Here is a 25548-nt window from a genome sequence, read left to right on the forward strand (position 1 = left end):
CGCTTTATTTGCAAGTTACGGCGTGTCGTGTTTTGTTATTAGTGCTATAACGCTTTTTTGGTTTCACATTTTATATTTCGGAAAAATTTCGATAAGAAGTTTATCTAAAGTAACATATGTTTATAAATATAAGCAATATTTATAGAAAATAGTAACAAAAAACGAGTTTTTCAATCTTTTGTGTGAACAACATGTTAATTTATAGTTGTATAATCAACGCAGTTCTGAAAAATTTTCTCTTTAGAAATGGCTATATTTCGCCGTTCTTTGTGTATTGATTCGTATTTGTTAACTGTTTATGCATAAAAATTTACATATTTATGTTTTTTTTTATTTTACTCAATGCTAGGCTTGTGAAAAATATTTTATAAGTATTTCATTGAAGGAGAGCGTATTTATGAAGTTCAAAAGAGCATCATATTTAACTCGCTTAGCTGCATTAGGAGTTGCTACAGCAACCCTTATTGCTCCATTTGGTGCAGCAAATGCTGCGGATACTAAGAATTCAGTTAGTAATAACAGTGCTTATGTAAATGATGCAAATGCATCTTCTATTAAAAATCAGTTTAGAATGTATAAAAATAACTCTGTAAGCCATAAGCTTACTAGATATGAGAATTTACACTTAGATTCAAATAAAGCTGCATTGCTTGAAAAATATGCTATAAAGAACAGTGCTAGCGTGCCCAATAAGCCTATTGCTGTTATTGTTACTCTGCGTAAGCAGCCGAGTCGTCCTTCAGTTGCATCGGAAAAATCAAATAAAGATGAGCAAAATCGTTTAATTGATAAATGGCGTAAAAAGTACAATATGAGTGTTCGACGTCAGCTTGGATATTTAATGAATTGCTTTGAAGCAACAATTCCAGCAAACCGTATGCAAGCTTTACGCCATGAGCCAGAAGTTAGATCTGTAGAAAAAGAGCGTTTATATTATCCGCTGGAAAATTTTGCTCGTGAGCTTCAGGGTCTTACGCAGGCTTTCCGAGAAAGTAATAAAAACTTAGATGGTACTGGCATGTTGGTTTCAATAATCGATACTGGAATTGATATTAACAGTAAAGATATGAAGCTGGATTCATCTGCTAAAAGTGCAAAAAAGTTAAATCCACAACCAGGATTTACAGATAAAGTTCCTGCAGGATTTAATTATGCAGATGAAACTAATGAAGTGAAAGATAATCATGCTGAACAGCATGGCATGCATGTTGCTGGAATTGTTGGAGCTAATGGAGATGAAGAAAATGCTCCTGCAGCTAGCAATCATCGTGTTAATGGCATAGCTCCTAATGCGCAGCTGCTTGCTATGAAAGTGTTTTCTAACAACCCAGATATGCCTGGATGCCGTGATGCGGATGTTGTGGCAGCTATAGAAGATTCTGTTAAGCTTGGTGCCGACGTTATAAACATGTCTATTGGCTCCGATAATGGACTTGATTCTACTTCAAGTATTGCTGCGTTAGCGTTAATGAAGGCTAGAAAAGCTGGAGTGTTGCCTGTTGTTTCGGCTGGAAATTCTGGATTGAACTTCTCGAATTCTGGTGGATTAGATGATGTGTTTGGAAAATGGGATGATGGCACTTTGGGGTCTCCATCTTCCTTCCCAGATGCTTTTAGTGTTGCTTCTGTTGAAAATTCAAAAGTTACACAAACCAAGGCGCAATGGTTTGTTAATAATGCATCTGCTACAAACTCTGGTTCTAATGATGCTAAGAAAAATGATTTTCCTTACTCACTTTCTACAGGTGTAGCTGATGGAAAATCACATGAAATTGTTGATATTAACCTTGGTAAAAAAGATGATGTTAAAGACCTTAACTTAAAGGGTAAATATGCATTAGTTAAACGCGGAGATATTGCGTTTACAGAAAAGGTTAATAACGCAAAAGAAAAAGGTGCTGAAGGTGTTGTTGTATACAATGTAAAGGATGATCCTACTCAATTCCTAGATATGGCAGGCGTCGATAAGATTAAAGATGTTTTTGTAACATCAATACGCTATGAAGATGGTGAGGCAATCTATCAAGCAATCAAAAAGAATAATGGAAAAGTGGAAGTAACTTTCACCAATGATTTTGTTGCTATTGCTAACCCAGATTCGTTAAAGCCATCTAGATTTACGTCTTGGGGTCCAACTCCAGATCTTAATTTTAAGCCTCATATTTCTGGTATTGGTGGGAATGTGTGGTCTACTCAGAATGATAATAAGTACAGAAGTATGTCTGGTACTTCTATGGCAGCCCCAAATATATCAGGTCTTTCTGCTCTGCTGATGGAAAATTATAAAAAGCGTTTTAAGGGCAAAGAACTTAAACCTTCTGAATTAGTTGATCGTATTGAGCAAGTGTTGATGAATACAGCTAGGATTCTTACTCGCGATGATGGTAATAAAAAAGTTCCGTATGCTCCTAGACAAATTGGCGCTGGTTTAGCGCAGCTCGACAAAGCCATTAAGACGGATGTTGTTGCAACTACTAAAGATAGTCGCAGCAATGAAAGTAAAGCATATGCTTCTCTTTATGAGTTAAAGCAGGGTGAACGCAAGTTTAATGTAACATTGCATAATTATGGTTCTGAGGATGTTAAATATAGCATACCGAATCAGGTTGTTGTAAACGAGACAAATAAACCTGGTGAAAAAACATCCACATTTGTGAATGATAAAGAAACATTAACTGCAGATAAGTCTTCCGTAATTGTAGAGGCTGGTAAAACAGTTGATATTACTTTCACATTGAATCCTCAATATGGGGAAAACCATTACATTGAAGGATGGGCTTGCTTAAAGTCTAAGACTAAAGGTCAGCCTGATTTGTCTGTTCCATATCTTGGTTTTGTTGGTAATTGGAATGCTGAGCAGATTTTGGTTAAACCTGGTGAAAAGTATAAGAATGCTGATAAACCAGCTCAGCCTGTTAATCCTGCACAAAATCCTTCTCCTGCAGCTCCGAACCAGTCTGCCGATGAAAGTAACGGTGAAATTGATTCAACTACTGCCCTTATGTCTGATTCAGCAGACGGAAGTATGCAAGTTAAGATAAATGGATCTAAACGATTTATGTTCTCACCTAATGATGATGGCTGGTATGATTTAATCACACCATATGTGCCATTATTGCGTAGTGCTGCAGACATTCGCTACGAGATTATGGATGAAAATGCAAGCAAGGTATTACGAGTTTTAGGTGAAGACCACAATGTTTCTAGACCTACTTTGCCTTCTGCAGCAGATTCAATGGGCCATGAAGGTGTGAATGGTCGTTTTGATGGTAAGCGTTATGATCCGAAAATCGCGCAGTTTGTGCGGTTTGAGGATGGAAATTACGTGTATCGCATTCAAGCTCGTTTGGGCAAAGGCTTTCAGTGGCAAAACTACGACATGAAGTTTGCTCTAGATACGCATGGTCCTAATGTGAATGTTTCCGACCGTGATTCTAATGGCGTTGTAACAATCACTTTAAGTGATAACTTAAGTGAAGATCCTGGTCTTCCAGTTATTCGCCGTGTTGGTGATGATGATGTATTTAAGTATGATGATGCAACTGGTTGCACTTTAGATAAAGTACATCATAAGCGCGTGTGCAAAATAAATGTTGGTAACACAACGCCATTTATTTCTGTTGTTGCTAAAGACGCAGGAATGAATGGAACTCGTGTAGTTAAAGTGTTTGCTAATAAAGATCATAAAATCTTCATTTCTCGTCGAAAGGAAATGGACGGGAAGATGGTTGGAACATCTGTAGTGCATGACAATAAGTTAAATCTTGAAGGTTATGTTTCTGATGATGTTAAATCCATGAAAGTTCTAGCAAGTTACAAGAAATACGATGGATCAATTGTTAAAACAACAGTTAAAGTGAATCTAAATAAAGCACCAAAGTTTACTGCTAGTAATATAAAAATAGTACGTGGTGAAAACACTGTAAAGGTGCTTGGATTCTCTGATGATAAATGCAAAACGCAAATAGCTAGCGAAGAGTTTACGTTAACATACAATCCAGAGCGTCCGCGTATTAGTGTTACTAATACGGATAGTGGCGATAGTGATGGAAGTTTGCCTGTTTTGAGTGATGGTAGTGTAACTGTAAAAGGCAAAGTAAAAGATAGTTCACAACCTAAGCAAAAGCTTGAGCTAACAATTCGTTACCAAGTGGATAAAGTGAAGCAAGCAGCTGGTTCTACTGATCCTGGTTCTTCTAATTCAAGCAGCGAATCTGCTGATGATGTAGATGACACTGAGACAAAAGAGGATCCAGTAACGATTAATTCGGATGGAACATTTGAAGTAACAGTAAAGCCTTCTGCTAAGGCGTATCAGGTTACTCTCTGCGCAAGTAATGGTCAGAATCTTAAAATTAAGTCTGTTAAGCTTCAAGGCCGTAACGAGCCGAACTTTATGGAAGTAAGCAATGGCGTGTTCTATCCAAGTAATGTAACTCCACTTGGAGCAAATATTTGGATGATTAATCCTATTACTGCAGGACCAAGCTTAGACTCCTTTACTTTGCAAGGTACTGTTGGTCCAGATATAAAGAGTGTAGAATTTACTCCTTCTACGCGTCTTAATAAAGATGGCAAGTATATGTTAGAGTCAGCTATTGCTGCAAAGATAGACAGTCAAGCGCATAGTTTCTCTATTGATTTGCCAATGCATACGGGAATTAATGATTTCCGTGCTGTTGTAAAAACTGCTGATGGTAATAAGCTTATGGATTTTGCAGTTGCTTTCTTGTTTGATAAAGAAGCTCCAAAAGCTACTTTTGTTAATCCACAATTATATGGTCATACATTGTTTACAAACAAAGATACCGTAAAGTTTAAGGGTAGTGCTCAAGATAACGCTTCTGGATATAGGCTTTCTATCAATCATTCTGTTGTTGCAGAGTTTACTTCTCTGGAAAATGGTGATGGCCCAGAAGCAAACAAAAAAGAATTTGAGCGTGATGTTGATGTAGAAGATGGAGATCATGTTTTTCTTGAGCTTGAAGACAAGGTTAATTCATCTGTTTATGGTTCCATTCCAGTTGTTGTTGATAAAACAAATCCAACTGTAGATGTAAGCATGAAAGACGATGAATCAGTAGAAGGTGACTATACGGTTACTATAAAGGCTAAAGATGCAAATCTTAAATCCGTAGCTGCATATGTTGACGACAAGCCAATCAGTGCTGTTTCTAATACGAATTTAGCTCCTCATCCTGTAGAGAGCACGTTGCTTTCGTTAACTCAAGGATATAGTTCCTATACTGAAGTAGATAAACCTGAAAAGGATCATTTGGAATTAAAGGCAGTCATTCATGCTAAAGATCTGGCAGAAGGTAATCATATTCTTCGCGTAGAAGCTGTTGATTATGCTGGAAACTCAGCTGCTGGTGATAATCAGCGAACTTCCATTCCGTTTGTTAAAAAGAAGCATGCTGAACCAGTTAAGCCTGATCATTCTAAGCCAGATGTGCCTGGTCATAATGTGAATCCAAATGTTCCAAAGAAGCAAGAAATTCCTGCTCCTCCAGATGCAAACGCTCATGTTCCAGCAGCTCCTAAGAGTGTTGTTGAATTAACAAAAGCTCTTAAGAGCAATCTTTTAGTTGGTAAATATGAAAACAATGTTGCTCGTGCAGGTGTCGAAAATCCTATGAAGCTTCGACTTAGCCAAAATAGTGACATTATTGAGCAGCTTAAGAAGAATAAAGTTGTATATGCATATGCGTACATTTATTCTCTTCCTGTTTTGTTGCATGGCAAAGATGGTGCTAGCTACGTAAAGGTTGTTTTGGATGATAAAGGTCAGCCTCATTTTTATGCTGAGATTCCAGAAGGATATTCGGGTAAACATACAATTGTTCTTATTGATAACAGAGGATTACAAATTGCTTGGACTAATGTGTGGGTTATTCCAGCTAATGCAACTTCATTCGATGAGACTATTGCAGAATATAACTTGATACATTCTGAAAGTCATTATGGATTTACTTTTGCGTCTAGTGATGAAGATTATGAATCTGTAAGTAATATTGCAGATAATAATGAGGTAAATGGTTCTGAGACTAACTCGGGAGCATATGCAGGTGCTAATGGTAATGCTAATAGCAATGTTAATGGCAATAGTAAGAATGCTAATAATAATGCTAATTCTTCCTTAAGTAACTCATTGTCTTCTTCAAAGAACACTAATACAGAGGGAATGCTTTCAAAGTTAGGTGTGACTGGTGCTGGAATAGTATTCACACTGGCTACATTGGCTTTGTTGCTGCTAAGTGGCACTTTTGCACTTTTTGTTCGCAAAATGCGCATGTAAAGTGTTAACTAGTTACCTTTAAGTCTAAATAGTTATATTCCCCATGTGTAACAGCATGGGGAATATTTGTTTAGTGCGCTTTATGTTTTGTATGCTCATTTGTTAAATTGGCGTGTTTGCATGTTTGTCCTTCTTAACAGTCAAGCTGTAAGCATGACATTAAGTATGGTGTTGCAAGAATTGCAAAATGAGCATCAAGGCTCAGAGTTGCAGCCTAAAGCGCAATCTAATCGCACGCTACCTTTGCATGCAAGCGAAACAAGCGCCGAAAATCCTTGGCCAGTAAGCGTTATAAGCCAAAAGTTCCATGGTGCTGTAGAAAAGTGGCCTGCGGCTTGGGTAGAAGGTCAGATTGTTGAAATCAACATGAGAAGGTCTACGTCTGGCTACGTAACGCTTAGAGACAGCAACGAAGACGTTTCAATCTCCATAATGGGCTTTAGCAAGTTTGTTCAGCAAGCGAAAGATTTGCGGCAGGGCGATAGGGTAGTTGTTCACGGCAAGGCAGATATTTGGGTAAAAGCAACACGATTGAGCTTTGTTGCCGACGAAATTAGGCGTGTTGGTGCTGGCGACTTAAAAGCGCAAATAGACGAGTTGCGCAAAAAGCTTAAAGGCGAAGGCTTGTTCGACGCGGAAAATAAGGTGCCGCTGCCCGAGTTTCCAAAGTGCATTGGACTGGTGTGTGCGCCTCAAGCTCGAGCCGAGGGAGATGTTATTACAAACGTCAATTTGCGATGGCCTGTAACGCGTTTTAAGGTGGTTCACGCGCATGTTCAGGGTGTGCAATGCCCAGCGGACGTTATTGCTGCCATTAAGCAGCTAGACGCAGACCCAGAGGTTGATGTGATTATTGTTGCGCGCGGCGGCGGTAGTTTTGAAGATTTGATTGGATTTTCGGACGAGGGCGTGGTTCGCGCTACGGCTGCTTGCGTAACTCCGATTGTTTCTGCGATTGGTCACGAAGACGATTGGACGCTGATTGATTTGGCGGCAGATATGCGAGCTTCTACGCCTACAGATGCAGCAAAGCGCGTTGTTCCAGATGTTAACGAGCAATGGCAGTTGATTGATAACGCCTTGCAACACGCGCGCATGAGGATTTCTGCGCGAGTTAGCAACGAGATTCAGCTTATTGAGGGATATGCGAATAGGCCAAGTATTACTCAGCCAACCACTATGTTGGAGCCGCACGAGTTGTTTGTTCAGCAAGCAATTGAACGCATGAGGCATGGTTTGGTGCGGTTGCTGGACGACGCTAGTTTAACTGTTGAAAAGGCACATGCCAGCATTACAGCTCTTAGCCCGCAATCAACGCTTAATCGCGGTTACGCGGTTGTGCAGATTAGCGGCGGAAAGGTGCTTGACGATTCTAGTCGTGTAAAAACTGGCGATGATATAACAGTTACTCTTAAAAGTGGCTTGATCACAGCTAATGTTACTTCTGTAGAAAAGTCGTAAAGTTATAAAGCTGTAAAGTCGTAAAATAAAAAAAGTTTTAAATAAAAATTAGAAAAGGATGATTATGAGTGACGAAACTACGCGCGCAAATGGTGCAAAAGTTGATGCGATTAGCACGCTTAGCAGCGAAGAGCGAGCTGCGATTGACGCAATGCCTTACGAAGAGGCGCGCGAAAAGCTTGTGCAAGCTGTTAAAGCGCTTGAGGCTGGCGGCTTGACTTTAGATCAGTCTATGCATCAATGGGAGCTTGGAGAGGCGTTAGCAAAGCGTGCGCAGGGCTTGCTTGCATCGGTTCGCGCTAAGTTGGACGCGGCTCAAGCGGAGCAGTCGACTACAGCAGCAACTGCTGGAACGCAGTCGAATCTTGAATCGTGAATCTTGAGTGCGTTATAGCGCGTAAACCATGCCATGGTGTATAATTGCCATTTGTTGCTTTGCAAGAAGCGTGCGCATGTTTCGTTTTGCGTGTTGCGCGCTGCAATCAACTAAACTGCCTCGGTAGCTCAGTGGATAGAGCACCACTCTCCTAAAGTGGGTGTCGTCAGTTCGATTCTGATTCGGGGCACTTTTTGTGTATAGCTATATTTGGTTGTGTGCTGTATATAGTTTGTTTATTTTTTGACAAATATTAGTTTCTTTTGTAGAATAGATACGTGGTGAAGCCAGGCTGTGTCTGGTTCGCGAAGAGCCAATCAAGTGATTGATTGGCTCTTTGTGCATCTAATGGCGGGGGATTTGGTGGGAATGATGGTGATTTATAAGCCTTTTACTACTATCAAGCAGCAAATAAAATTGCTTAAGTCTAGAGGAGTAGTGTTTTCTGATGAGCTTAAAGCTATGGAAATACTTGAAAGAGAAGGCTACTATAGCGTTGTGAATGGGTATAAAAATCCATTTCTTGAATCAAAAAATTCGAATAAATATGTTCAAGGAACAAAGTTTGAACACATTTATTATCTTTTTAAATTTGATCGCGAACTTCGTGGTATTATTTTTGCGGCTACAACTAGAACAGAAGCATTGTTAAGATCATCATGTTCATATTGTTTTAGCCAGATTCACGATAATGAAGTCAATGCTTACCTTAATGAAGCTAATTATGAAGATCCAAAGGAATCGCGCGGTTTAGTTAGAGCATTTAATCGAATTATAGAAAATAATACGTCAAATAATAAAAAATTAAATCTAGGGAAAGAATACATACGGCATTGTATCAATAATCACGATGGTCAGGTTCCATTATGGGTTTTATCTAATGACCTAACTTTCGGACAGATATTCTGGTTTTACAAAGTTCAAACTAGATGCATGAGAGGTTTGGTTGCTAGGGAATATACTGAACTTTATAATTCTTCACACTGTTCTCAAAAAGATATTACGTCAATAAAAATTGATTCTACTTATAGAAGAATTAAAGAGTTCAGAAATATTTGTGCGCATGATGAACGTTTGTATTGTGCTAGACCACATAGTTTCAATGCAACAGTTTTTCAGCTTATTAAAGATTTCGACTTATTCTTAGACACTAACTATTATCTAGAGTTTTTAGAGAAAATTGAGAAATTACTAAGTGCGCTTTGCGTTGAAGTGCCAAGTTGTTCCAAAAATGTTATTGAATGCATTGGAATGTCTAGTATTAATGAATTTTATGATTGGAAAAATAAAATTAAAGAAAATATTACCTTGAATAGTAACTTGCCTGTTCCCAACGAACCAACGCTTAAAGCTATGAATCACGCTAATCAAATTATAGATGGCAAAATTGCTGAAGATGGCATTGTTTTTAGTAATGCTAATGAAGCTAAAGCATTTTTGGATAATATGTCATGAAAATGTCATGAAAATTATTCGCGAGTCGCGAAATCCTTCACAATGTTAGGGGATAGTGTTAGATTATTTCTAACTTAAGCGATGATCCGTTATCGGCGGGGAGTTTTCGGAAGAACGGCGAGGATTCGTAAGATTCTTGCTTATTAGAACCGACGGGGTTGGCCCGCATAGCCAAACACGAGAGGCTGCAAGAGTTGCGTAAGTATTTTGCAGCAAGCGAGGTGGTACCGCGGCAGTAACTGTCGTCCTCGCAGGGAAATATTCACCCTGTTGAGCGAGGAGAGCACAGTGAGCGAATCCACTAGTCCAGCCGCAAACGCGTCCGAAAATACGTCTACAAATAACGTATATCCAAAGGCAAGTGTTTCAGCATCAACGCAAGAAGCTGCCAGCGCGCAAGTTGCACCAAATCCTTCCTTCCCAAAGCTTGAAGAGTCCGTTCTTCAATATTGGGATGCAAATAACACCTTCCGCAAGTCAATCGAATACCGCCCGTCTGGCAAGGGTAGCCAAAACGAGTTCGTGTTCTTCGACGGCCCTCCATTCGCAAACGGTCTTCCTCACTACGGTCACCTTCTTACAGGTTATGCAAAAGACGTTGTTCCGCGCTATCAAACCATGCGCGGACGCAAAGTAAATCGCGTTTTTGGTTGGGATACTCACGGTCTTCCAGCAGAGTTGGAAGCGCAGAAGGAACTTGGCATTGAGTCGGTTGATCAAATCGAAAAAATGGGCATCGCAAAGTTCAATGATGCTTGCCGTGCCAGCGTTTTAAAGTACACAAACGAGTGGCAAAACTACGTGCATCGTCAGGCTCGCTGGGTTGATTTCGAGCGCGGCTACAAAACGTTGAATATTCCATACATGGAATCCGTAATGTGGGCGTTTAAGCAGCTTTACGATAAGGGCTTGGCTTACAAGGGCTACCGCGTTCTTCCGTACTGCCCAAAGGACCAGACTCCACTTAGCGCTCACGAGCTTCGTATGGATGCGGATGTGTACCAAAACCGCCAGGATACCACTGTTTCCGTTGCTGTTAAACTTCGAGACGAAGATGATGCTTACGCAGTATTCTGGACCACCACTCCTTGGACAGTTCCAACAAACTTCGCAATCGTAGTTGGCGCAGACATTGATTACGTGGAAGTTCGTCCAACCGAAGGCAAGTTTGCAGGCAAAAAGTTCTACATTGGCAAGCCTTTGCTTGGATCTTACACTAAGGAACTTGGCGAAAACTACGAGGTTGTGCGCGAGCTTAAGGGCGCTGAGATGGCTGGTTGGCGTTACTATCCAGTGTTCCCATACTTTGCAAGCGATTCTGTGCTCGCCGAAGGCGGCACTCCAGGCCCTAATGCTTTTACGATTTTTACTGCAGATTATGTAGACACTGCAGAAGGTACTGGCCTTGTTCACCAGGCTCCTTACGGCGAGGACGATATGAACACGCTTAACGCTCACGAAATTCGCAGCGTTGACGTGCTCGACGCAGGATGCAAGTTTACAAGTGATTGCCCAGATTACGAAGGCTTGTACGTTTTCGACGCCAACTTGCCAATTTTGCGCAACTTGCGTGCAGGAGACGGCCCGCTTGCCAAGATGCCAGAAGATCAGCGCGCGTTGCTGTTCCAAGAAAAAAGCTACGTGCACAGCTATCCTCATTGCTGGCGTTGCGCAACTCCGCTTATTTACAAGCCTGTTTCCAGCTGGTTTGTTTCTGTTACAAAGATTAAGAAGCGTTTGCTTGAGCTTAATCAGCAGATTAATTGGATTCCTGGAAACGTTAAGGACGGCCAGTTCGGTAAATGGCTTTCTAACGCTCGCGATTGGTCGATTAGCCGTAACCGCTTCTGGGGCTCGCCAATCCCAGTGTGGGTGAGTGACGATCCAAAGTATCCGCGCGTAGACGTGTATGGTTCGTTGGATGAGCTTAAGGCTGATTTTGGCGACTATCCTCGCGACGATGATGGCAATGTGAATATGCATCGCCCGTATATCGATCGCCTTACTCGACCAAACCCAGACGATCCTACTGGAAAGTCGCAAATGCACCGCATTACGGACGTTCTTGATTGCTGGTTTGAGTCTGGTTCTATGCCTTTTGCACAGTTCCATTATCCTTTTGAAAATAAGGACTTCTTCGAAGAGCACTTCCCATGCGATTACATCGTTGAATACATTGGTCAGACTCGCGGATGGTTCTACACACTTCACATTATGGCTACGGCTCTATTTGATCGCCCAGCTTTTAAGAACGTGATTTGCCACGGCATTGTGCTTGGTTCCGACGGTCAGAAGATGAGTAAGCATTTGCGCAACTACCCAGATGTTAATGGCGTTTTCAACGAATACGGTTCGGACGCAATGCGCTGGTTCCTTATGTCTTCGCCAATTTTGCGCGGCGGCAATTTGATTGTGACTGCAGACGGCATTAGGGATACGGTTCGTCAGGTTATGCTTCCAGTTTGGAGCTCGTATTACTTCTTCACTTTGTATGCTAACGCTGCAAATGGTGGTAAGGGCTACGATGCTCGTATGCTTCGCGCAGACGAGGTTGCAGGCCTTTGTAACATGGATCGCTACTTGCTTGCTCGCACGCGTTTGCTTGTTGAGCGCGTAGAAAAGTGCTTGAACGAGTTTGCGATTAGCGATGCTTGCGCAGCAGTTAGCGATTTTATTGACGTGCTTACAAATTGGTATATTCGCGGCAGCCGTGACCGATTCTGGAATGAAGATGAGACTGCTTTCAACACGCTTTACACTGTGTTGGAAGTGTTCATGCGCACGATTTCCCCTCTTGCTCCTATGGAAGCGGAGGCTGTGTGGCGAGGTCTTACAGGCGGCGAATCCGTGCATTTGGCTGATTGGCCTTATTTGGTTGAGCCGCAAACGCTTTCGGATGGCGAGAAGAACCCTAAGGCTGGCGAAGTTACTGAGCTTGGTGCTGTTCTTGCTCACGACGATGCTTTGGTTGCTGCTATGGATAAGGTTCGCGAGGTTGTTTCTTCTACGCTTTCGTTGCGTAAGGCGGAGCAGTTGCGTGTGCGCCAGCCGTTAGCAAACTTGACAGTTGTTGCAGAAAATACTGATGCTGTTGAGCCTTACGAGCAGGTTCTTGAGCGCGAGCTTAACGTTAAGAATGTTACATTCTGCACTTTGGAAGACGCAGGCGACCACGGTTTGAAGATTGTTCACGAGCTTAAGGTGAATGCGCGCGCAGCTGGTCCTCGTTTGGGTAAGCAGGTGCAATTTGCTATTAAGGCTTCGAAGAGTGGCGATTGGCGTGTTGACGGCTCTGGTGTTCCTGTTGTTAATACTCCAAACGGCGAAGTTGCGCTTGAACAAGGCGAATATGAGCTTGTAAATCGCGTTGAGTCTTCGGATGCTCAAGTGGCTGCAAATACTGCTTCTGCTGCAATGCCAACTGGTGGCTTTGTTATGCTAGATACTGCTTTGACTAGCGATTTGCTTGCGGAAGGCTACGCTCGCGATGCTATTCGCGCTGTTCAGGACGCGCGTAAAGAGAATGGCTTAGACATTAGCGATAGAATCGCTTTGACTTTGAGCGTGCCAGCTGTGGACGTTGCTAAAGTTAATCAGTTCCGTGATTTGATTTCCGAAGAGACTTTGGCTACAAGCTTAGAAGTTACAGAGGCTGATCCTAGTGCAACCGAGCTTAGCGTAAGTCTTAAGCGTGCGTAAAAGCTAAGTATTGTATAGTGTGCCTTCGCGTTATGTAGTTAGCGCGGAGGCAATTTTATTTTGGATATATAAGCAATTAGGCATTTATTTGTTTTGTGGCGTGCGTTTTGTTGGTCTTCGGATTTCGCCTAAGTGTAGGCGAAATCGGGGTCGCGCTTGCGTGGAAAGCGTATTAGCTTTCCACTTTGAGCAAGCGCTATCGCATCAATTTGCTTTTTCACGCTACGCTTCAAGTGAAAAAGCAAGGTGATGCGACACTCCGATTTCCATACCTTCCTATAGATTCGTTATAACAACAGTACAAATTTACTCATGTTTGTATTTGTCAGTTTTATAAGAAAACATGCAACACTTTGGGCATAAATTCGCCATTGCATTAGTGGGGACGCTCCATATGTGCGCAGCGCAGTGGGCATTGGTAAACCCGTGGTACTTAGCTACTAGGTTTATCTCTGCCACTGCTTGCGTTTCACTAAGAATTTCTACACGCGCAATCTTATTGACTCCGTTTTGTAAAGCTTATGTTTGTGCTAAAAAGTAACATAATAAGAGTCTATTAGGAGGTTTTTTATGACTTCATGCGCTCCAATTGGTGTGTTTGACTCAGGGCTTGGTGGCATTTCTGTAGTTCGTCAACTTCACGCATCTATGCCTAATGAGCGCATTGTTTATTTTGGCGACTCTGCAAACGCGCCTTATGGCATAAAAACTCCTCAAGAAGTGCGAGATCTTAGTTTTAAGATTGTTGAGCATTTTGCAAGTCTTAATGTTAAAGCTGTTGTAATTGCTTGCAATACTGCCACTTCTGCTGCTGTAAAAGATTTGCGCGCACATTACAATATGCCGATTATTGGCATGGAGCCTGCTCTTAAGCTTGCTTGCGATTTGGGTGGTGGCAAGCCTCAGCGCGTAATCGTTGCAGCTACGCCTTTAACTCTTAGAGAACGCAAGTTTGCAGAACTTATGAATCGTTTTACGCAAAATCACAAGATTTTTTCTAGACCGTGCCCTGATTTGGTAGAAATTGTGGAAAATGGCGATTTAGGCAATAAAAATATTGTTATGAGCGCTTTGCACAAGTATTTTGATTCTTACGATTTAACGAATATTGATTCAGTTGTTTTAGGATGCACTCATTTTGTGTTTTATAAAAGCTACTTCCGTGAGTTTTTGCCTGATTGCGTGAATATTGTAGACGGCAATGATGGCACTATTCATCATCTTAAAAGCGTTTTAGAATCTAAAGATTTGCTTGCGCCAATCGAAAATAGTGGAAGTGTTCTGCTTACTAACTCCGATTCAAGTAATCGTATTGCTAAGCTATCGCAATCGTTATTTAATGGTGATTTTTGATTGCAAATTAAATTGCGTCTTATTGATTGCGTCTTATTGATTGCGTCTTATGAAAATATGGCATTGCCGTATTTGCTTAAAATAAGCAATACAAGAGTAAAAATCCAAAGCAAATCCACAATTAAATCGTAATTTAGTCGGTAGTAAGCGCTTAAAATCTTATTTTTTAATCCAATCTCTTGCACACTAAATGTTGCGTGTGTAAGAGACATAAATTGCAAAGTTGTGCAAAACATTAAAACAAGGCACCATGGGCAAAGAATTTGTATAACAAACATAGATTGCGTAAACAGCCAATAAGCGTACAAGAGTGCAGCTAATCCACCAATCCAGCTAAAAGTTGCCAGCCATTTTGGAAGTTTTACTTTTGCTATTCCAACTACAGCAAGCGTTACGAAAACGCTTTCTGCTGCAATTCCAAAGAAAGCATTAGGGAAGCTTAGTTCTCCAAATCTTATGAATTCCGCTTGCCAAGATTGAGCCACTTTAGAGCACGAAACAACGGTGTTTACGTCGCATCCAAGCGCTTTGTGCGGTGCGCGTGCAAGAGCTAAAGTTTCGGAAGAAAGTATTAGCGATGTTAAAAGTGCAATTGCGGATGAAATAAGCATAATCATGTAAACCCAAGCGGCAGAATGTCGCCAAGAATTCATGCGATTATTGTGGCTACCCATAAACACTCCTCAAAGCGCTAATGTATTTAGATATTGTTTAGACTTAAAAACGTTACATGCCACAGTTTACGATAATTATATGACTGTAATAGGTAGTAGTGCGAATAACGATTTTAATTTGGATTCTAAATCGCAAGATTTAGGGTGGGATTTGCATTGTCATACTTTATATTCCGATGGCACTAAAACTCCAAAAGAATTAGTAGATGAAGCTAAAAATCTTGGTCTTAGTGGAGTAGCTATTAGCGATCACGATACTACTGCTGGTTGGCATGATTTTGAAGAAGCTGCTAAAAACGCTGATTTTCCAGTTATTTTTGGATCAGAGATAACATCTGTAGAGGGGAATATATCGGTTCACATGCTTGCTTATAACTACAATCCAAATGACGAGTGCATTAATGAAATGTTTGCAACTACAAGAAAACGCCGATTGGAACGCACGCGCAAAATGGTTGACCTTATGTCGCACGATTTTCCGATTACTTGGCAAGATGTTCTTGCTCAAGCAGGACAAGGTGAGCTAACTACGATTGGTCGCCCGCATATTGCAGACGCTCTTGTTGCTGCAGGCGTTTTTGAAACAAGGTCGCAAGCTTTTGCAGGTCCTGTTGCTCCACGCGGCCCATACTACATTCCAACGCCATCTCCAAGTGTTGATGAAGTTATTAAAGTTATTAAACACGCTGGGGGAGTAAGCGTTATTGCACATCCTGCGGATTATAGCAGGAATCTTGTTATTCTTTCGGACTCTCAAATAGAACACTATGCAAGCGTTGGCCTTAATGGATTAGAAGTATATCATCGTGGCAACTCTTTAACGCAAAGACAAAGACTATTGGAGTTAGCAAAAGACTTGAATTTGCTTGTTACTGGCGGCTCCGATTGGCATGGAAGTGGCAAGCCAAATAAAATCGGAGAAGAAACAACAAGTTGCAATGTTGTTTCTAAAATCCTAAATTACCAGATGAATTAAAATTGCGCTGTTAAAACGTTATAAACGTGTTAAGTGTTCTAGCAGTGTTAAAACGCGTTAAAACCAACTGTGTGAGTTGGCGTATCTCCTATAATTGCATATGCAAAAGAGTCTGCCATAATAAAAATTTTTCGATTGTTTTTATCTGTAAGATTAATCGCTTTTGCGTCTTTAATAGCGCTTTCAATAATGTTTTGTATATCTTGCTCGCTTTGATCGCTTTCAAAGCTAATAGTGTCTTTTACGTGCTTAACGCCAATTGTTACCTTCATTTTTGTTCCTTAATTGTTTTCGCTGTTTTCGGTATTGTTTTCTAGTTTGCTTTTTGCATCTTTAATAGCAAGCTCTGCATCTTTTAGCATTGGAATAATAATCGTTGCTGGCTTGTCTAAATCTTCATTTTTATTGCCATTATTTTCATTATTACCATCATCTTCATTATTCTTGCTATTGGCGTCATCACTATTTTCTGCATCAGCATTATTGCTACTGTTGGATTCGTTGTTTGAATTGTTATTTGCATCGTTAGATTTACTAACGCTGCTTATAACTTGCGTTTCTAAGCCGTCTGCAATAGTGGAGGTTTTAGTAGCAGCTTCAGTGGAATTAGTGTTGTCGTTTATAGTTATAGTTTGTTCGTATGTATTATCTTTATAATCTTTTTGATCTTCTTGCTTGAGCGTTACAATAGTTTTTTCGTTAGTAGCGTCCGAAGATATAGTATCGTCTTTAACAACATCATCTTTAATAGAATTATCTTTAACAATATCGTCTTTAACAATATCTCCTACAGTAAGAGAAGACGCTGGATTTGCGCTATTATTGTTTTGATTTGCGCTTGCTGCTCTAGAATTATTTATGCGAGTAAGCTCGTGAGCAAGACGTTCCACTTGCGCTTTAAATCGCATTATTCCAGTTGTATCTGCGCGTTGCAAAGCTTGAATAAAGTCTCCAACTTGCTCCATTTGCAACCAAAGATTTGCTCGAAGCATAATCATGCTGTCTAATCTAGACCCAAGTATTCTTCCATATGCACTTAGCAAAGCGTTTCTATGCTGCTCGTTAAGCTTTGCAAAAATCCACGCTAAATCGCGAGCAGGATCGTTGATTTGCATGCTTTGCCAATTGGTTACAGCTGTAATCGTGGAGCCAGAAAATAGAAAATCACCATCTTTGAATCCGCCGTGAACTGGGCAAGTGTCGAATGACCATAATCCATCAGTTTCTAAAACTCTAGACCAATTGTCTGTTATTTCTGTAGGAATATGGCCTGCTTGGCGCAATCTTTTAATCCAAGATGTTAATTGCGTGCGAATTTGACCAGTAGTAAAGGAAGGATAACCGCTTTTAGTTAAAAATGACGGACTTAGTCTATGAATCGCGCCTATTGCCGTTCCAGCGTTTACGCAATCATCTGTTGTAAGAAGACTTAATTCTCTTGCATTTCCGTTTAAATGATTACAAATAAGTACTGTCGGATTGTTAAAATCAGCTTCTCCTATGGAGCCAAAATGTAATTCGCTTTGACTTTGATTATTAGTAGAATCTTGTTGATTTGCTTGGTTTTGCCGGTTAGTTTGATTTGCCTTATTTGAAAGCGACCCAGGAACAAACTTAAGCATTTCTTCGTGAGCAAATCCAAGAGCCGCAAGCCCCTTAGTTTTTTGCAATACCCATGCTGCTCGTGCTCTGTCGTGCAAACGTTTATGACCTTTAGTGTTAGAGCTAACAAAAATATCGTAAAGGCTGCCCGAAACGTCTTGAATAACAGCGTGAGATATGCCAGCAGCGGCATCGGTGGCGTTTGCCTGCTCGCTTTGGCGCGTTCCGGCGAATTGTACTTCTGGCATGACCGATGAGGCCAGCGCTACCAACTTGAATCTGCTTATCTGTGTCACAGTTCAACATTAATACAAAGCAACGAGATATAGCTAAATAGCCTTTAACCACATTAGCGTTTTATGCTTTTATTTTTTCTTTAATTGTTGTAACAATAGAATTATGATTTCTACTCAAGAGTCTTTAGAAAGCAAAAAGCGCGAATCTAACGAAAATCATGGTAAAGATTATGCTCAATCTTTGCTAGAAGGTTTAGATGATTCTCAACGCAAAGCAGCAATGGCGTTACAAGGGCCAGTGCGCATTACTGCATGCGCTGGAGCAGGTAAGACTCGCACTATTACACGAAGAATCGCGTATGCGTGCGCAAAAGGAGAGTGGGACGAAAATTGCGTTTTAGCTGTTACTTTTTCTGTAAAAGCTGCTAAAGAAATGCAAAATCGCCTTAAAAAATTAGGCGTAAATAATGCAACTGTTGCAACTTTTCATTCCGCAGCTTTACAACATTTAAGACGAGTTTGGAATGACGTTTGCGAAGCTCCTTTTCCAAATATAATGGATGATCCAAAAAGCGTTACTGAGCAAGCATTAAGTCATTACACGGATTTTGCAGATATGACTTCTGCGCAAATAAGAGATATTGTTTCAGAAATCAACTGGGCAAAAGTTAGTCTTATTGCGCCAGATGATTACGCGCGAGCATATTCTTGCGTTAGTCGAGATCTTCCTGCAGCTCTAGACGTTAATCAATTTGTTGAAGCATATAAAGCTTACGAGTTAGAAAAAAACACAAGGAATCTTATTGATTTTAACGATTTGCTGCTTCTTGCGTGCCACATTTTGCGTGCTTTTCCTAAAGCATGTGAGAAAATACGTAGCAAAATCGGCTGGGTTACTGTTGACGAGTATCAGGATGTTTCTCCTCTTCAACATGAGCTTCTTAAATGTTGGCTTGGCAATAATCGAAATATTTGCGTTGTTGGAGATCCTGCGCAAACGATTTATTCTTTTGCAGGAGCAAGCAGCTACGATTTACTTGAATTTCCTAACGAGTTTGCGCCGCTTTGTGCAGACATTAATCTAAATACGGATTACAGATCTACGGAACGTATTGTAGGGCTTGCTAATCGAGTTCTTTCTAAGTCTGCTTTTAGATGTGATTATTTAAGACTTGTGTCAAAAAATAAGGGTGGCGCTCGCGTTACTAAAACTGTTTACAACACGGATTACGACGAAGCTGTTGATGTTGCTCAACGAATTTATAATGCTGTTAAAGCAGGCAAAGCGTGCCCTACAGATTTTGCTATTCTAACTCGCACTAATGCTCAACAGAATATATTTTGCAAAACTTTGGGTGATTTAGGAATACATTTTTCTGTTAGAAAAGATGCTGGTTTGCAGATTGATGTTTTAGAAAACAATTTTGAAGATTCAAACGCTAGCGATTTGAGTGATTCAGAAAAATACGTCGAAAGTGGCGATGCAAAAGACATTGACTTTGCAAAAGAAAGCGAAAGCGAGCGCGAAAAAGTAGATTTAATCAAAAAATCTTTACTTCCTGTAACGATTTCTACGATTCATGCATCTAAAGGCTTGGAATTTAAGCACGTGTTTTTAATCGGCTGCAGCGAAGGCTTACTGCCATTTGGAAGCATTAATAGAACTCAAGATGCAGACGAAGAAGAGCGCAGACTTATGTATGTTGCAATAACGCGCGCAGAAGCAACCTTGCACATATCTTATGCAATTTGCAAAGACTACGGCAACGGAATGCAAAGGTCTGTAAGCCACTTTTTAGAATAAATGCATTTATGCAATTGTTCTAACGTAAATCGCTTATAAATTAGTTTGTGACTTTATTCGTTGCTTTTTTGCTGATTAGAGTCTTCGCCAGAATCCTTGCCAGAGTCTTCTTCGGAGTCTTCTTTAGAGTCCGCATTAGAATCTTGGTTTGAGTCTTGCTTGTTGTTTTGGATGTCGGTGTTATTGTCGCTAGATGCCAATAATTTACTTAATTCGTCGTCCCAATTAACGTCTTTAAGTTTTTGCTCTAAATCGTCACTGTTCTTAAAATCTTCTAAATCAAGCATATTCTTGCTTAATTCTTCTAGATTAATGTTTGCTAAATTATTGCTATCTGTTTGTCCAGATTCTTTTTTAGTCGTGTTATAGCTGTTTTGAATATTCGTATTGTTTTGACTATTAGTGTTGTTTTCGTTATTTTCGTTGTTTTTATTGTTTTCGTTATTTTTATTTACTTTATTAGTATCGTCTTTATTATCTTCTTTATCTTTATTATCCTTAGTATCTTCTTTATCTTCGCTAAAATCTGGTAATTCTGGCAAAAGATCTGGGTGGTTCCACATGGCATCGCGTTCCTCAATGCCTTTTTCGTTTGTAATCGCATCCCACATTGCAGCAGCTTCGCGCATTGCTCTAGGATGCAACTTTAATCCAGTTAAAGCTTGGAAAGTCATTTCGGAAGGGCCGCCTGCAGCGCGTTCTCTCCTTGTCATCTCTCTAAGCTGCTCAATGTGTGGAATGTGTGCCATTCCAGCACGCCAAATAACGCAATCAACCCAACCTTCACTAAGTGCAAGAAGCGTTTCTAATCCTTTTAATGCTTGTTTTTGATCTTCTGTATCGTTTCGAGCAATATTACATAAGTCAACAGCTCCCGAAATAGACTCTGGGTTCATTCCTTCAATATCTCTAAGCTGTTCTTCCATAGCGCTTAAGTCAATCGAAATTCCAGCTGCATACTTTATTATTAGTGCTTCAAAACGAGGCATAAGCCAAGGTGCAGATGCAAACAATCGTGCGTGAGCAAGCTCTCGCAATGCTAGATAATTCATAACTTCGTTAATGTCTAATCCCCACTTTTTTGCGTAATCTATGCAATTGTAAGGAACAAGACCGCCTGCAGGGTTTTTAAGAAGTGAAATACCTTGATCAAAGCTTCCGCGAATCTCGTGAGATAAATTTCCAGCAGCATATCCTAATTGCATTGCAAAAGACGTGTTAGCAAGAAGGCTCATCATTTGTTCTGGCTTTTTTACGCCATCTGGCATAGGTATTGGCATAACGCCGTCGTATAATCCTTCTACTTCTAAGTCTTGGTCTTCTCCAAATTTTTCGGCAATAACATCCGAAAAAGCGTTACTAACCGATTTGGCAACAGGATTTGCAAACTTAATCCACGAATCTATAGTTCCATTAACCCAGTCTTCTCTTGAAAGAATATCGGGGGTTCCAGATACTGGATTTAGATTGCAATTCGCGTCTAGCCATAAGTTTGCTTCACTTAGCGCTCTTCTTGTTGCATCTGCAACTTGTGCGTTTACTGTACCGCCGTCTCCAGTTGCTTTTTGGCAAGCAAGCAATTGAGCAAGTCTTTTATTGATTGGACCTTCTTTAAGTGTTTCCGTCATCTCAAAAGGCGTGTTTAAGCCGCCATTAGCAAAGGCACTCATTAACGAATGAACTTCTTCTGGAGATGGAAGGCCTCCGTTTGAACATCTTGTAAGAATGTCATCGCGAACTTCAAAAGGAAGATTTTCAAAGTTAGACCAAGCTCTTTCTCCTTCTTTGGGGCCAAAGCAGCTAACAAGCCATTGGTGAATTTCTTCTTCGCTCATATTCAATCCTTATGAAGTTTGTACCTAAGTTAAATATATTTGCGTATATTTTATGTTTGTTTACATAGTCTTTAACTATACAGTTTTAACTACGTATAAAAGATTCTACTCGATACATGGTGATTTTTGCTAATAAATTAATAATGTGTATAACTTTTTCAAATTTTTTCAAAAACCGCATCTTGTGAGGGTTTTTAGAGTGTAGGTTATGCACATTTACATATACTATTAATTTTATGTCTAATAAGATGCCTAATAAGATTACATACGTGTTTAATAAAATCAATAAAAATATATTCACTACTCTTAAAAATGCTGTTGGGGATCTTATTGAATATTTTTCCGCTAAGTCATTTAGGTATTTTGTTGGGTTATTTATTGTAGTTATGTCGATTATCGCGCTTTTTCTACCAAGTGCATACGTTGTTGAAGAACCTGGGCCAACTCAAGATGTTCTAGGAAAGTCTTTTGGAAAATATGTGATTAATGTTAAAAATAGCGCTGTTAAGAATACTGACTATAAATCTTCGTCAAAAAGTGGAAAGCTTCTTTTAGTAACAGTAAATACGTCTGGAATACCAGGTTACGAGATTCCAAATATATATGCGATTGCATCTTGGTTTGATTCTAAAAAGCAAGTTTTACCTAGAGAAGTTCTTGTTCCAGTAAATCAAAACGCAAGCGATTATAAGAAAGAAACAAATAAGCAAATGGCTTCTTCGCAATCTTCTGCGCAAGTGTCGGCTTTGGATTATGCGAAGAAGCATCTTAATGTGAATGTAAAAAACGTAAAAATTAAGTTGCATATAGACGATATTGGTGGACCTTCTGCAGGCATGATGTACGCTTTGGGTATTTTGAACAAGCTTACAAACACAGATTTGGCTGGTGGGAAAATAATCGCTGGAACGGGAACCATTGATAACTCTGGGAAAGTTGGTCCAATTGGCGGTATTCGATTAAAGATGATATCTGCAAAAAGAGACGGAGCTAAATGGTTCTTAGCGCCAAACAGCAATTGCAATGAAGTTGTTGGGAATATTCCGCAAGGCTTAAAAGTTGTAAGCGTAAAAACATTGGATGACGCATACAAAGCGTTAGTAAAAATAAAGGCTGGGAAGAATCTAGATTCTTTAAGAACTTGTAAAGCGGAAAGTGGGCGATGAGGGACTCGAACCCCCGACATCCACCGTGTAAAGGTGGCGCTCTAGCCAGCTGAGCTAATCGCCCGCTTGAAACAAGATACAGTATGGTGTGTACTAGAACGTTGATTTGTGTTTTAGGCGTGTTTTGCGCATATATCATTTGCGTGTTTTGCGTGTTTTTTGTTTATGCGTCTTAACAATCGCGTAAAGTGTATTGAATACGAATCTGTTCAGGAGGTCTATTGTTTATGGCGAGTAAACCTGATACCGCGCGTAATTCTTCGGGTATTGAGCGTGTAGGTAAGCGCAAGAAGGGTTACAGCGTAGAGCAAGTTAATGATTTTCTTGAGCGTGCTCATTCTTTGTATGAATCTAGCGACATTAGTCTTACTCAAAAAGATATTCAAGACGTATCTTTCGATTTAGAAGATGAAGGATATGCTATTCCTCAAGTAGATGCTGCTCTTTCTAGATTAGAGCGTGCAGTTGTAGATAAGACTACGCAGTACGAGATTTCTAATCTCGGCAAGATTGTTTGGAAGGCACAAGCAGACGAAGAATATAGAGTTTTGCTTTCTCATTCCCAGCGCGATTATAAAATGCGCTTTGATTCCGCGCAATCGCGTAAGCCTTCTTACGATAAAAAACAAGTAGACAATGTTGTAAATAAGTCGCTAGATAAGATTGCTGTTCTTCTTGGATATAATCCAGTTTGGGGAAGCAGTTTAAGTGATTTAGACAAAATTGACGCAATGTTTGTTTCTAATGTTCTGTTTACTCAACGTTCTGGAAAACGAGGATATGACGAGCGTCAGGTGGACTATTATCTAAATGCTTGCGTTCGCTTATTAAGCAGACTTGAGTCTTATGATCGAGTTGCTAAGTATACAGACTTCGATTCTAGTGATTCTGTTGATTCTGCTAATTTTGGCGTTTCTGCTAAGTCTAATAATGATTTACAAGAAAATGTTGTTTCTAAAACATCTTCTGCGCCTAGTGTTGTTGAACCTAGTGTTGTTGCGCCTAGTGCTGTTGAACCTAAGGCAGTTCCAGCTCCCTCTCCATTAATGCCTCCAGCAATTCCTCCATCTATTCCTGTTGAGCATCATGCACAGAAGGCGATTTTTACTCCTCACTCTGCGAGTGTTGAAGCTAGTGACGATACAGACGACGAAATGTCGCAAGCGTCTACTGTTATGCCTCCAGCATTCCCTCCGTCTTATGCTCCTAATGCTGCTTCCAACAATTTTGCTACTAACAATAATGATTTTGGAAAAGTTAAAGATGCAGAAAAGAAGGAAGATAGCGCGAATGTTGTTAGTGCGAATGCTGATGGTGTAAATAATGCAAATGCTAACAATGCAAGTAATAACAATGTAAATGATTCTAAATCCATTGGAGATTTGAATCTTTCACTTCTTGCTTCGCCTAAGTTCGAGCCTTCGCAAAGTCTTAATTTAGATATTCCAGATCTTTCGTTCCCTGTTATGAACCATTTTGACACTTCGGTTGAAGATTCTTCTCGCGAAGCAAATAATGATTCAGATGATTTTGACGATACTGGCGAATCTAATTTTGGCGGATTTGTAAACCCAAATCATAATTAATAATCTATTTTTCACTTAGATTTAGGGATTATACAAGCTAAGAGTTATTGATTAATGCCGTTATATAACGATGAAGCTGTTGTTCTTAAGACTTTTCCTCTTGGGGAAGCTGATCGAGTTATTGTTATGCTCACTAAAAAGCATGGCAAGGTTCGAGCTGTTGCAAAAGGTGTAAGGCGGTTAAAATCTAGATTTGGTGGGCGCTTAGAGCCATTTATGCGTGTTAATGCACTTTTTGCAACTGGCAAAACTTTTGATGTTATTTCTCAAGCGGTTTTAGTCTCGCCTTATGCTGGTAGCATTTGTGCGGATTACAATCTGTATAGTTGCGCTAGCATGATTGCAGAGATTGCAGACGATTTAGTCTCGTCTTGTTCGCAATATTCGGATTCTTGCTCACAATACAATCTTCTTATAGCTGCTTTGTCTGCTCTTTCTAAAAGTTTGCATAGTGCTGAATCAATCGCGCTTTCGTACGTTTTAAGAGCATTGCAATTAGCTGGATGGTCTCCTAGGTTAAATGAGTGCGTTATTTGTTCAACACGCAATGATTTAGACTATTTTTCGGCAGCTAGTGGTGGAGTTATGTGCTCTAAAGATCATGCTTTAGAGTCTATTAAGTGCAATGATCTAGCGCGTTTTCAAATGATTTCATTAATTAATGGCGATTGGCAAAATTTAGACGGAACAAGTATAGACGATTTAACATCTAAATGTGTTGAACAATGGTGTGAATATTGGTTAGAAAAGCCTATTAGATCTATGCGTTTAAGCGAAAAAAATTCTAATTCGCTGTATTTTGATTAGAGTTTCTATTATCTTAATGAGCGATTTTGTTAATTTTATGTTTGAATTTTATAAAATTTGTCCTCGCTGTCTGATGCAATATGAATGATATCAGGCACGGGTGCTCTTTTAAGAGCTGAGAAGATTACTGTCTAACCGTTTAACGTGAATCGGGTAATGCCGACGTACGGAGTTTTCTGCAGGGTCGCCTTTGTTTGATTGGTTAAAGATGAAAGGAGAC

General features: G+C 40.1%; 15 protein-coding genes, 2 tRNA genes and 1 riboswitch. Of the genes, 12 read left to right on the plus strand and 5 right to left on the minus strand.

The window, feature by feature from the left end; genetic code table 11:
* Window positions 1–397: 397 nt before the first annotated feature.
* From HXT23_RS01175 to murI, 7 genes are all read left to right on the plus strand, one after another.
* Window positions 398–6298, plus strand: coding sequence for a S8 family serine peptidase (locus tag HXT23_RS01175; RefSeq protein WP_422112946.1), 5901 nt, complete (start codon window positions 398–400; stop codon window positions 6296–6298).
* Between the two features lie 120 nt (window positions 6299–6418).
* The gene (gene xseA / locus HXT23_RS01180) at window positions 6419–7759 is read left to right on the plus strand and encodes an exodeoxyribonuclease VII large subunit (protein ID WP_032843025.1); all 1341 of its coding nucleotides are present in this window, start codon (window positions 6419–6421) and stop codon (window positions 7757–7759) included.
* Between the two features lie 64 nt (window positions 7760–7823).
* A complete protein-coding gene (locus tag HXT23_RS01185; RefSeq protein ID WP_422112947.1) occupies window positions 7824–8135 on the plus strand; it encodes an exodeoxyribonuclease VII small subunit in 312 nt (103 codons plus the stop codon).
* A 117-nt stretch (window positions 8136–8252) separates the two neighbouring features.
* Window positions 8253–8325, plus strand: a tRNA-Arg gene (locus HXT23_RS01190).
* A 131-nt stretch (window positions 8326–8456) separates the two neighbouring features.
* The gene (locus tag HXT23_RS01195) at window positions 8457–9590 is read left to right on the plus strand and encodes an Abi family protein (protein ID WP_223293471.1); all 1134 of its coding nucleotides are present in this window, start codon (window positions 8457–8459) and stop codon (window positions 9588–9590) included.
* 288 nt (window positions 9591–9878) lie between these two features.
* Window positions 9879–13289 carry a mupirocin-resistant isoleucine--tRNA ligase gene (ileS, locus tag HXT23_RS01200; protein WP_016787345.1) on the plus strand — a complete coding sequence of 1137 codons (3411 nt, stop codon included), beginning with the start codon at window positions 9879–9881 and terminating at the stop codon, window positions 13287–13289.
* Window positions 13290–13859: 570 nt separating this feature from the next.
* A complete protein-coding gene (gene murI, locus HXT23_RS01205) occupies window positions 13860–14642 on the plus strand; it encodes a glutamate racemase (RefSeq protein WP_422112948.1) in 783 nt (260 codons plus the stop codon).
* Window positions 14643–14689: 47 nt separating this feature from the next.
* On the opposite strand, the gene HXT23_RS01210 is transcribed toward murI, so the two are convergent.
* On the minus strand, window positions 14690–15316 hold the full coding sequence (locus tag HXT23_RS01210; protein WP_240320629.1) for a vitamin K epoxide reductase family protein: 627 nt from the start codon (window positions 15314–15316) through the stop codon (window positions 14690–14692).
* 79 nt (window positions 15317–15395) lie between these two features.
* On the opposite strand from HXT23_RS01210, the gene HXT23_RS01215 reads away from it, so the two are divergent.
* The gene (locus HXT23_RS01215) at window positions 15396–16292 is read left to right on the plus strand and encodes a PHP domain-containing protein (protein WP_016787355.1); all 897 of its coding nucleotides are present in this window, start codon (window positions 15396–15398) and stop codon (window positions 16290–16292) included.
* Window positions 16293–16339: 47 nt separating this feature from the next.
* Here the strand turns inward: HXT23_RS01215 and HXT23_RS01220 are convergent, their stop codons facing one another.
* Together HXT23_RS01220 and HXT23_RS01225 are read right to left on the minus strand one after the other, a co-directional pair.
* Window positions 16340–16564: a DUF3107 domain-containing protein gene (locus HXT23_RS01220; RefSeq protein ID WP_020758939.1), complete on the minus strand. Its 225-nt coding sequence runs from the start codon at window positions 16562–16564 to the stop codon at window positions 16340–16342.
* Between the two features lie 9 nt (window positions 16565–16573).
* Window positions 16574–18142 (minus strand): phosphotransferase, encoded by a 1569-nt coding sequence (locus tag HXT23_RS01225; RefSeq protein WP_422112949.1) that lies wholly within the window; start codon window positions 18140–18142, stop codon window positions 16574–16576.
* 151 nt (window positions 18143–18293) lie between these two features.
* Here HXT23_RS01225 and HXT23_RS01230 point away from each other — a divergent pair, with 151 nt between their 5' ends.
* A complete protein-coding gene (locus tag HXT23_RS01230; RefSeq protein WP_422112950.1) occupies window positions 18294–19934 on the plus strand; it encodes an ATP-dependent helicase in 1641 nt (546 codons plus the stop codon).
* A gap of 53 nt (window positions 19935–19987) precedes the next feature.
* Here HXT23_RS01230 and HXT23_RS01235 read toward each other — a convergent pair whose 3' ends face one another.
* The gene (locus HXT23_RS01235) at window positions 19988–21769 is read right to left on the minus strand and encodes a zinc-dependent metalloprotease (protein WP_422112951.1); all 1782 of its coding nucleotides are present in this window, start codon (window positions 21767–21769) and stop codon (window positions 19988–19990) included.
* Window positions 21770–22017: 248 nt separating this feature from the next.
* Here HXT23_RS01235 and HXT23_RS01240 point away from each other — a divergent pair, with 248 nt between their 5' ends.
* Window positions 22018–22935 carry a S16 family serine protease gene (locus HXT23_RS01240; RefSeq protein WP_422113070.1) on the plus strand — a complete coding sequence of 306 codons (918 nt, stop codon included), beginning with the start codon at window positions 22018–22020 and terminating at the stop codon, window positions 22933–22935.
* On the opposite strand, the gene HXT23_RS01245 is transcribed toward HXT23_RS01240, so the two are convergent.
* Window positions 22926–22999: transfer RNA gene (locus HXT23_RS01245), tRNA-Val, on the minus strand. The genes HXT23_RS01240 and HXT23_RS01245 overlap by 10 nt on opposite strands.
* Before the next feature lie 163 nt (window positions 23000–23162).
* Between HXT23_RS01245 and HXT23_RS01250 the strand changes: the two genes are divergently transcribed.
* Window positions 23163–24521, plus strand: a complete 1359-nt coding sequence (locus tag HXT23_RS01250) for a DivIVA domain-containing protein (protein WP_422112952.1) — start codon at window positions 23163–23165, stop codon at window positions 24519–24521.
* Window positions 24522–24575: 54 nt separating this feature from the next.
* Window positions 24576–25328, plus strand: a complete 753-nt coding sequence (gene recO / locus HXT23_RS01255) for a DNA repair protein RecO (protein WP_016787368.1) — start codon at window positions 24576–24578, stop codon at window positions 25326–25328.
* 86 nt (window positions 25329–25414) lie between these two features.
* Window positions 25415–25516, plus strand: a riboswitch (TPP riboswitch).
* Window positions 25517–25548: the final 32 nt, after the last annotated feature.

The organism is Gardnerella sp. DNF00257, assembly GCF_049262745.1.
GTDB lineage: Bacteria > Actinomycetota > Actinomycetes > Actinomycetales > Bifidobacteriaceae > Bifidobacterium > Bifidobacterium piotii.

What these genes read in the sequence shown, in the direction of transcription:
- xseA (WP_032843025.1), top strand. Translation starts at nt 6,419, where the DNA reads ATGTTTGTCCTTCTTAACAGTCAAGCTGTAAGCATGACATTAAGTATG.
- murI (WP_422112948.1), top strand. Translation starts at nt 13,860, where the DNA reads ATGACTTCATGCGCTCCAATTGGTGTGTTTGACTCAGGGCTTGGTGGC.
- HXT23_RS01215 (WP_016787355.1), top strand. Translation starts at nt 15,396, where the DNA reads ATGACTGTAATAGGTAGTAGTGCGAATAACGATTTTAATTTGGATTCT.
- HXT23_RS01240 (WP_422113070.1), top strand. Translation starts at nt 22,018, where the DNA reads ATGCCTAATAAGATTACATACGTGTTTAATAAAATCAATAAAAATATA.
- recO (WP_016787368.1), top strand. Translation starts at nt 24,576, where the DNA reads ATGCCGTTATATAACGATGAAGCTGTTGTTCTTAAGACTTTTCCTCTT.
- HXT23_RS01175 (WP_422112946.1), top strand. Translation starts at nt 398, where the DNA reads ATGAAGTTCAAAAGAGCATCATATTTAACTCGCTTAGCTGCATTAGGA.
- HXT23_RS01220 (WP_020758939.1), bottom strand. Translation starts at nt 16,564, where the DNA reads ATGAAGGTAACAATTGGCGTTAAGCACGTAAAAGACACTATTAGCTTT.
- HXT23_RS01235 (WP_422112951.1), bottom strand. Translation starts at nt 21,769, where the DNA reads ATGAGCGAAGAAGAAATTCACCAATGGCTTGTTAGCTGCTTTGGCCCC.
- HXT23_RS01230 (WP_422112950.1), top strand. Translation starts at nt 18,294, where the DNA reads ATGATTTCTACTCAAGAGTCTTTAGAAAGCAAAAAGCGCGAATCTAAC.
- HXT23_RS01185 (WP_422112947.1), top strand. Translation starts at nt 7,824, where the DNA reads ATGAGTGACGAAACTACGCGCGCAAATGGTGCAAAAGTTGATGCGATT.
- HXT23_RS01210 (WP_240320629.1), bottom strand. Translation starts at nt 15,316, where the DNA reads ATGGGTAGCCACAATAATCGCATGAATTCTTGGCGACATTCTGCCGCT.
- HXT23_RS01250 (WP_422112952.1), top strand. Translation starts at nt 23,163, where the DNA reads ATGGCGAGTAAACCTGATACCGCGCGTAATTCTTCGGGTATTGAGCGT.
- HXT23_RS01225 (WP_422112949.1), bottom strand. Translation starts at nt 18,142, where the DNA reads ATGCCAGAAGTACAATTCGCCGGAACGCGCCAAAGCGAGCAGGCAAAC.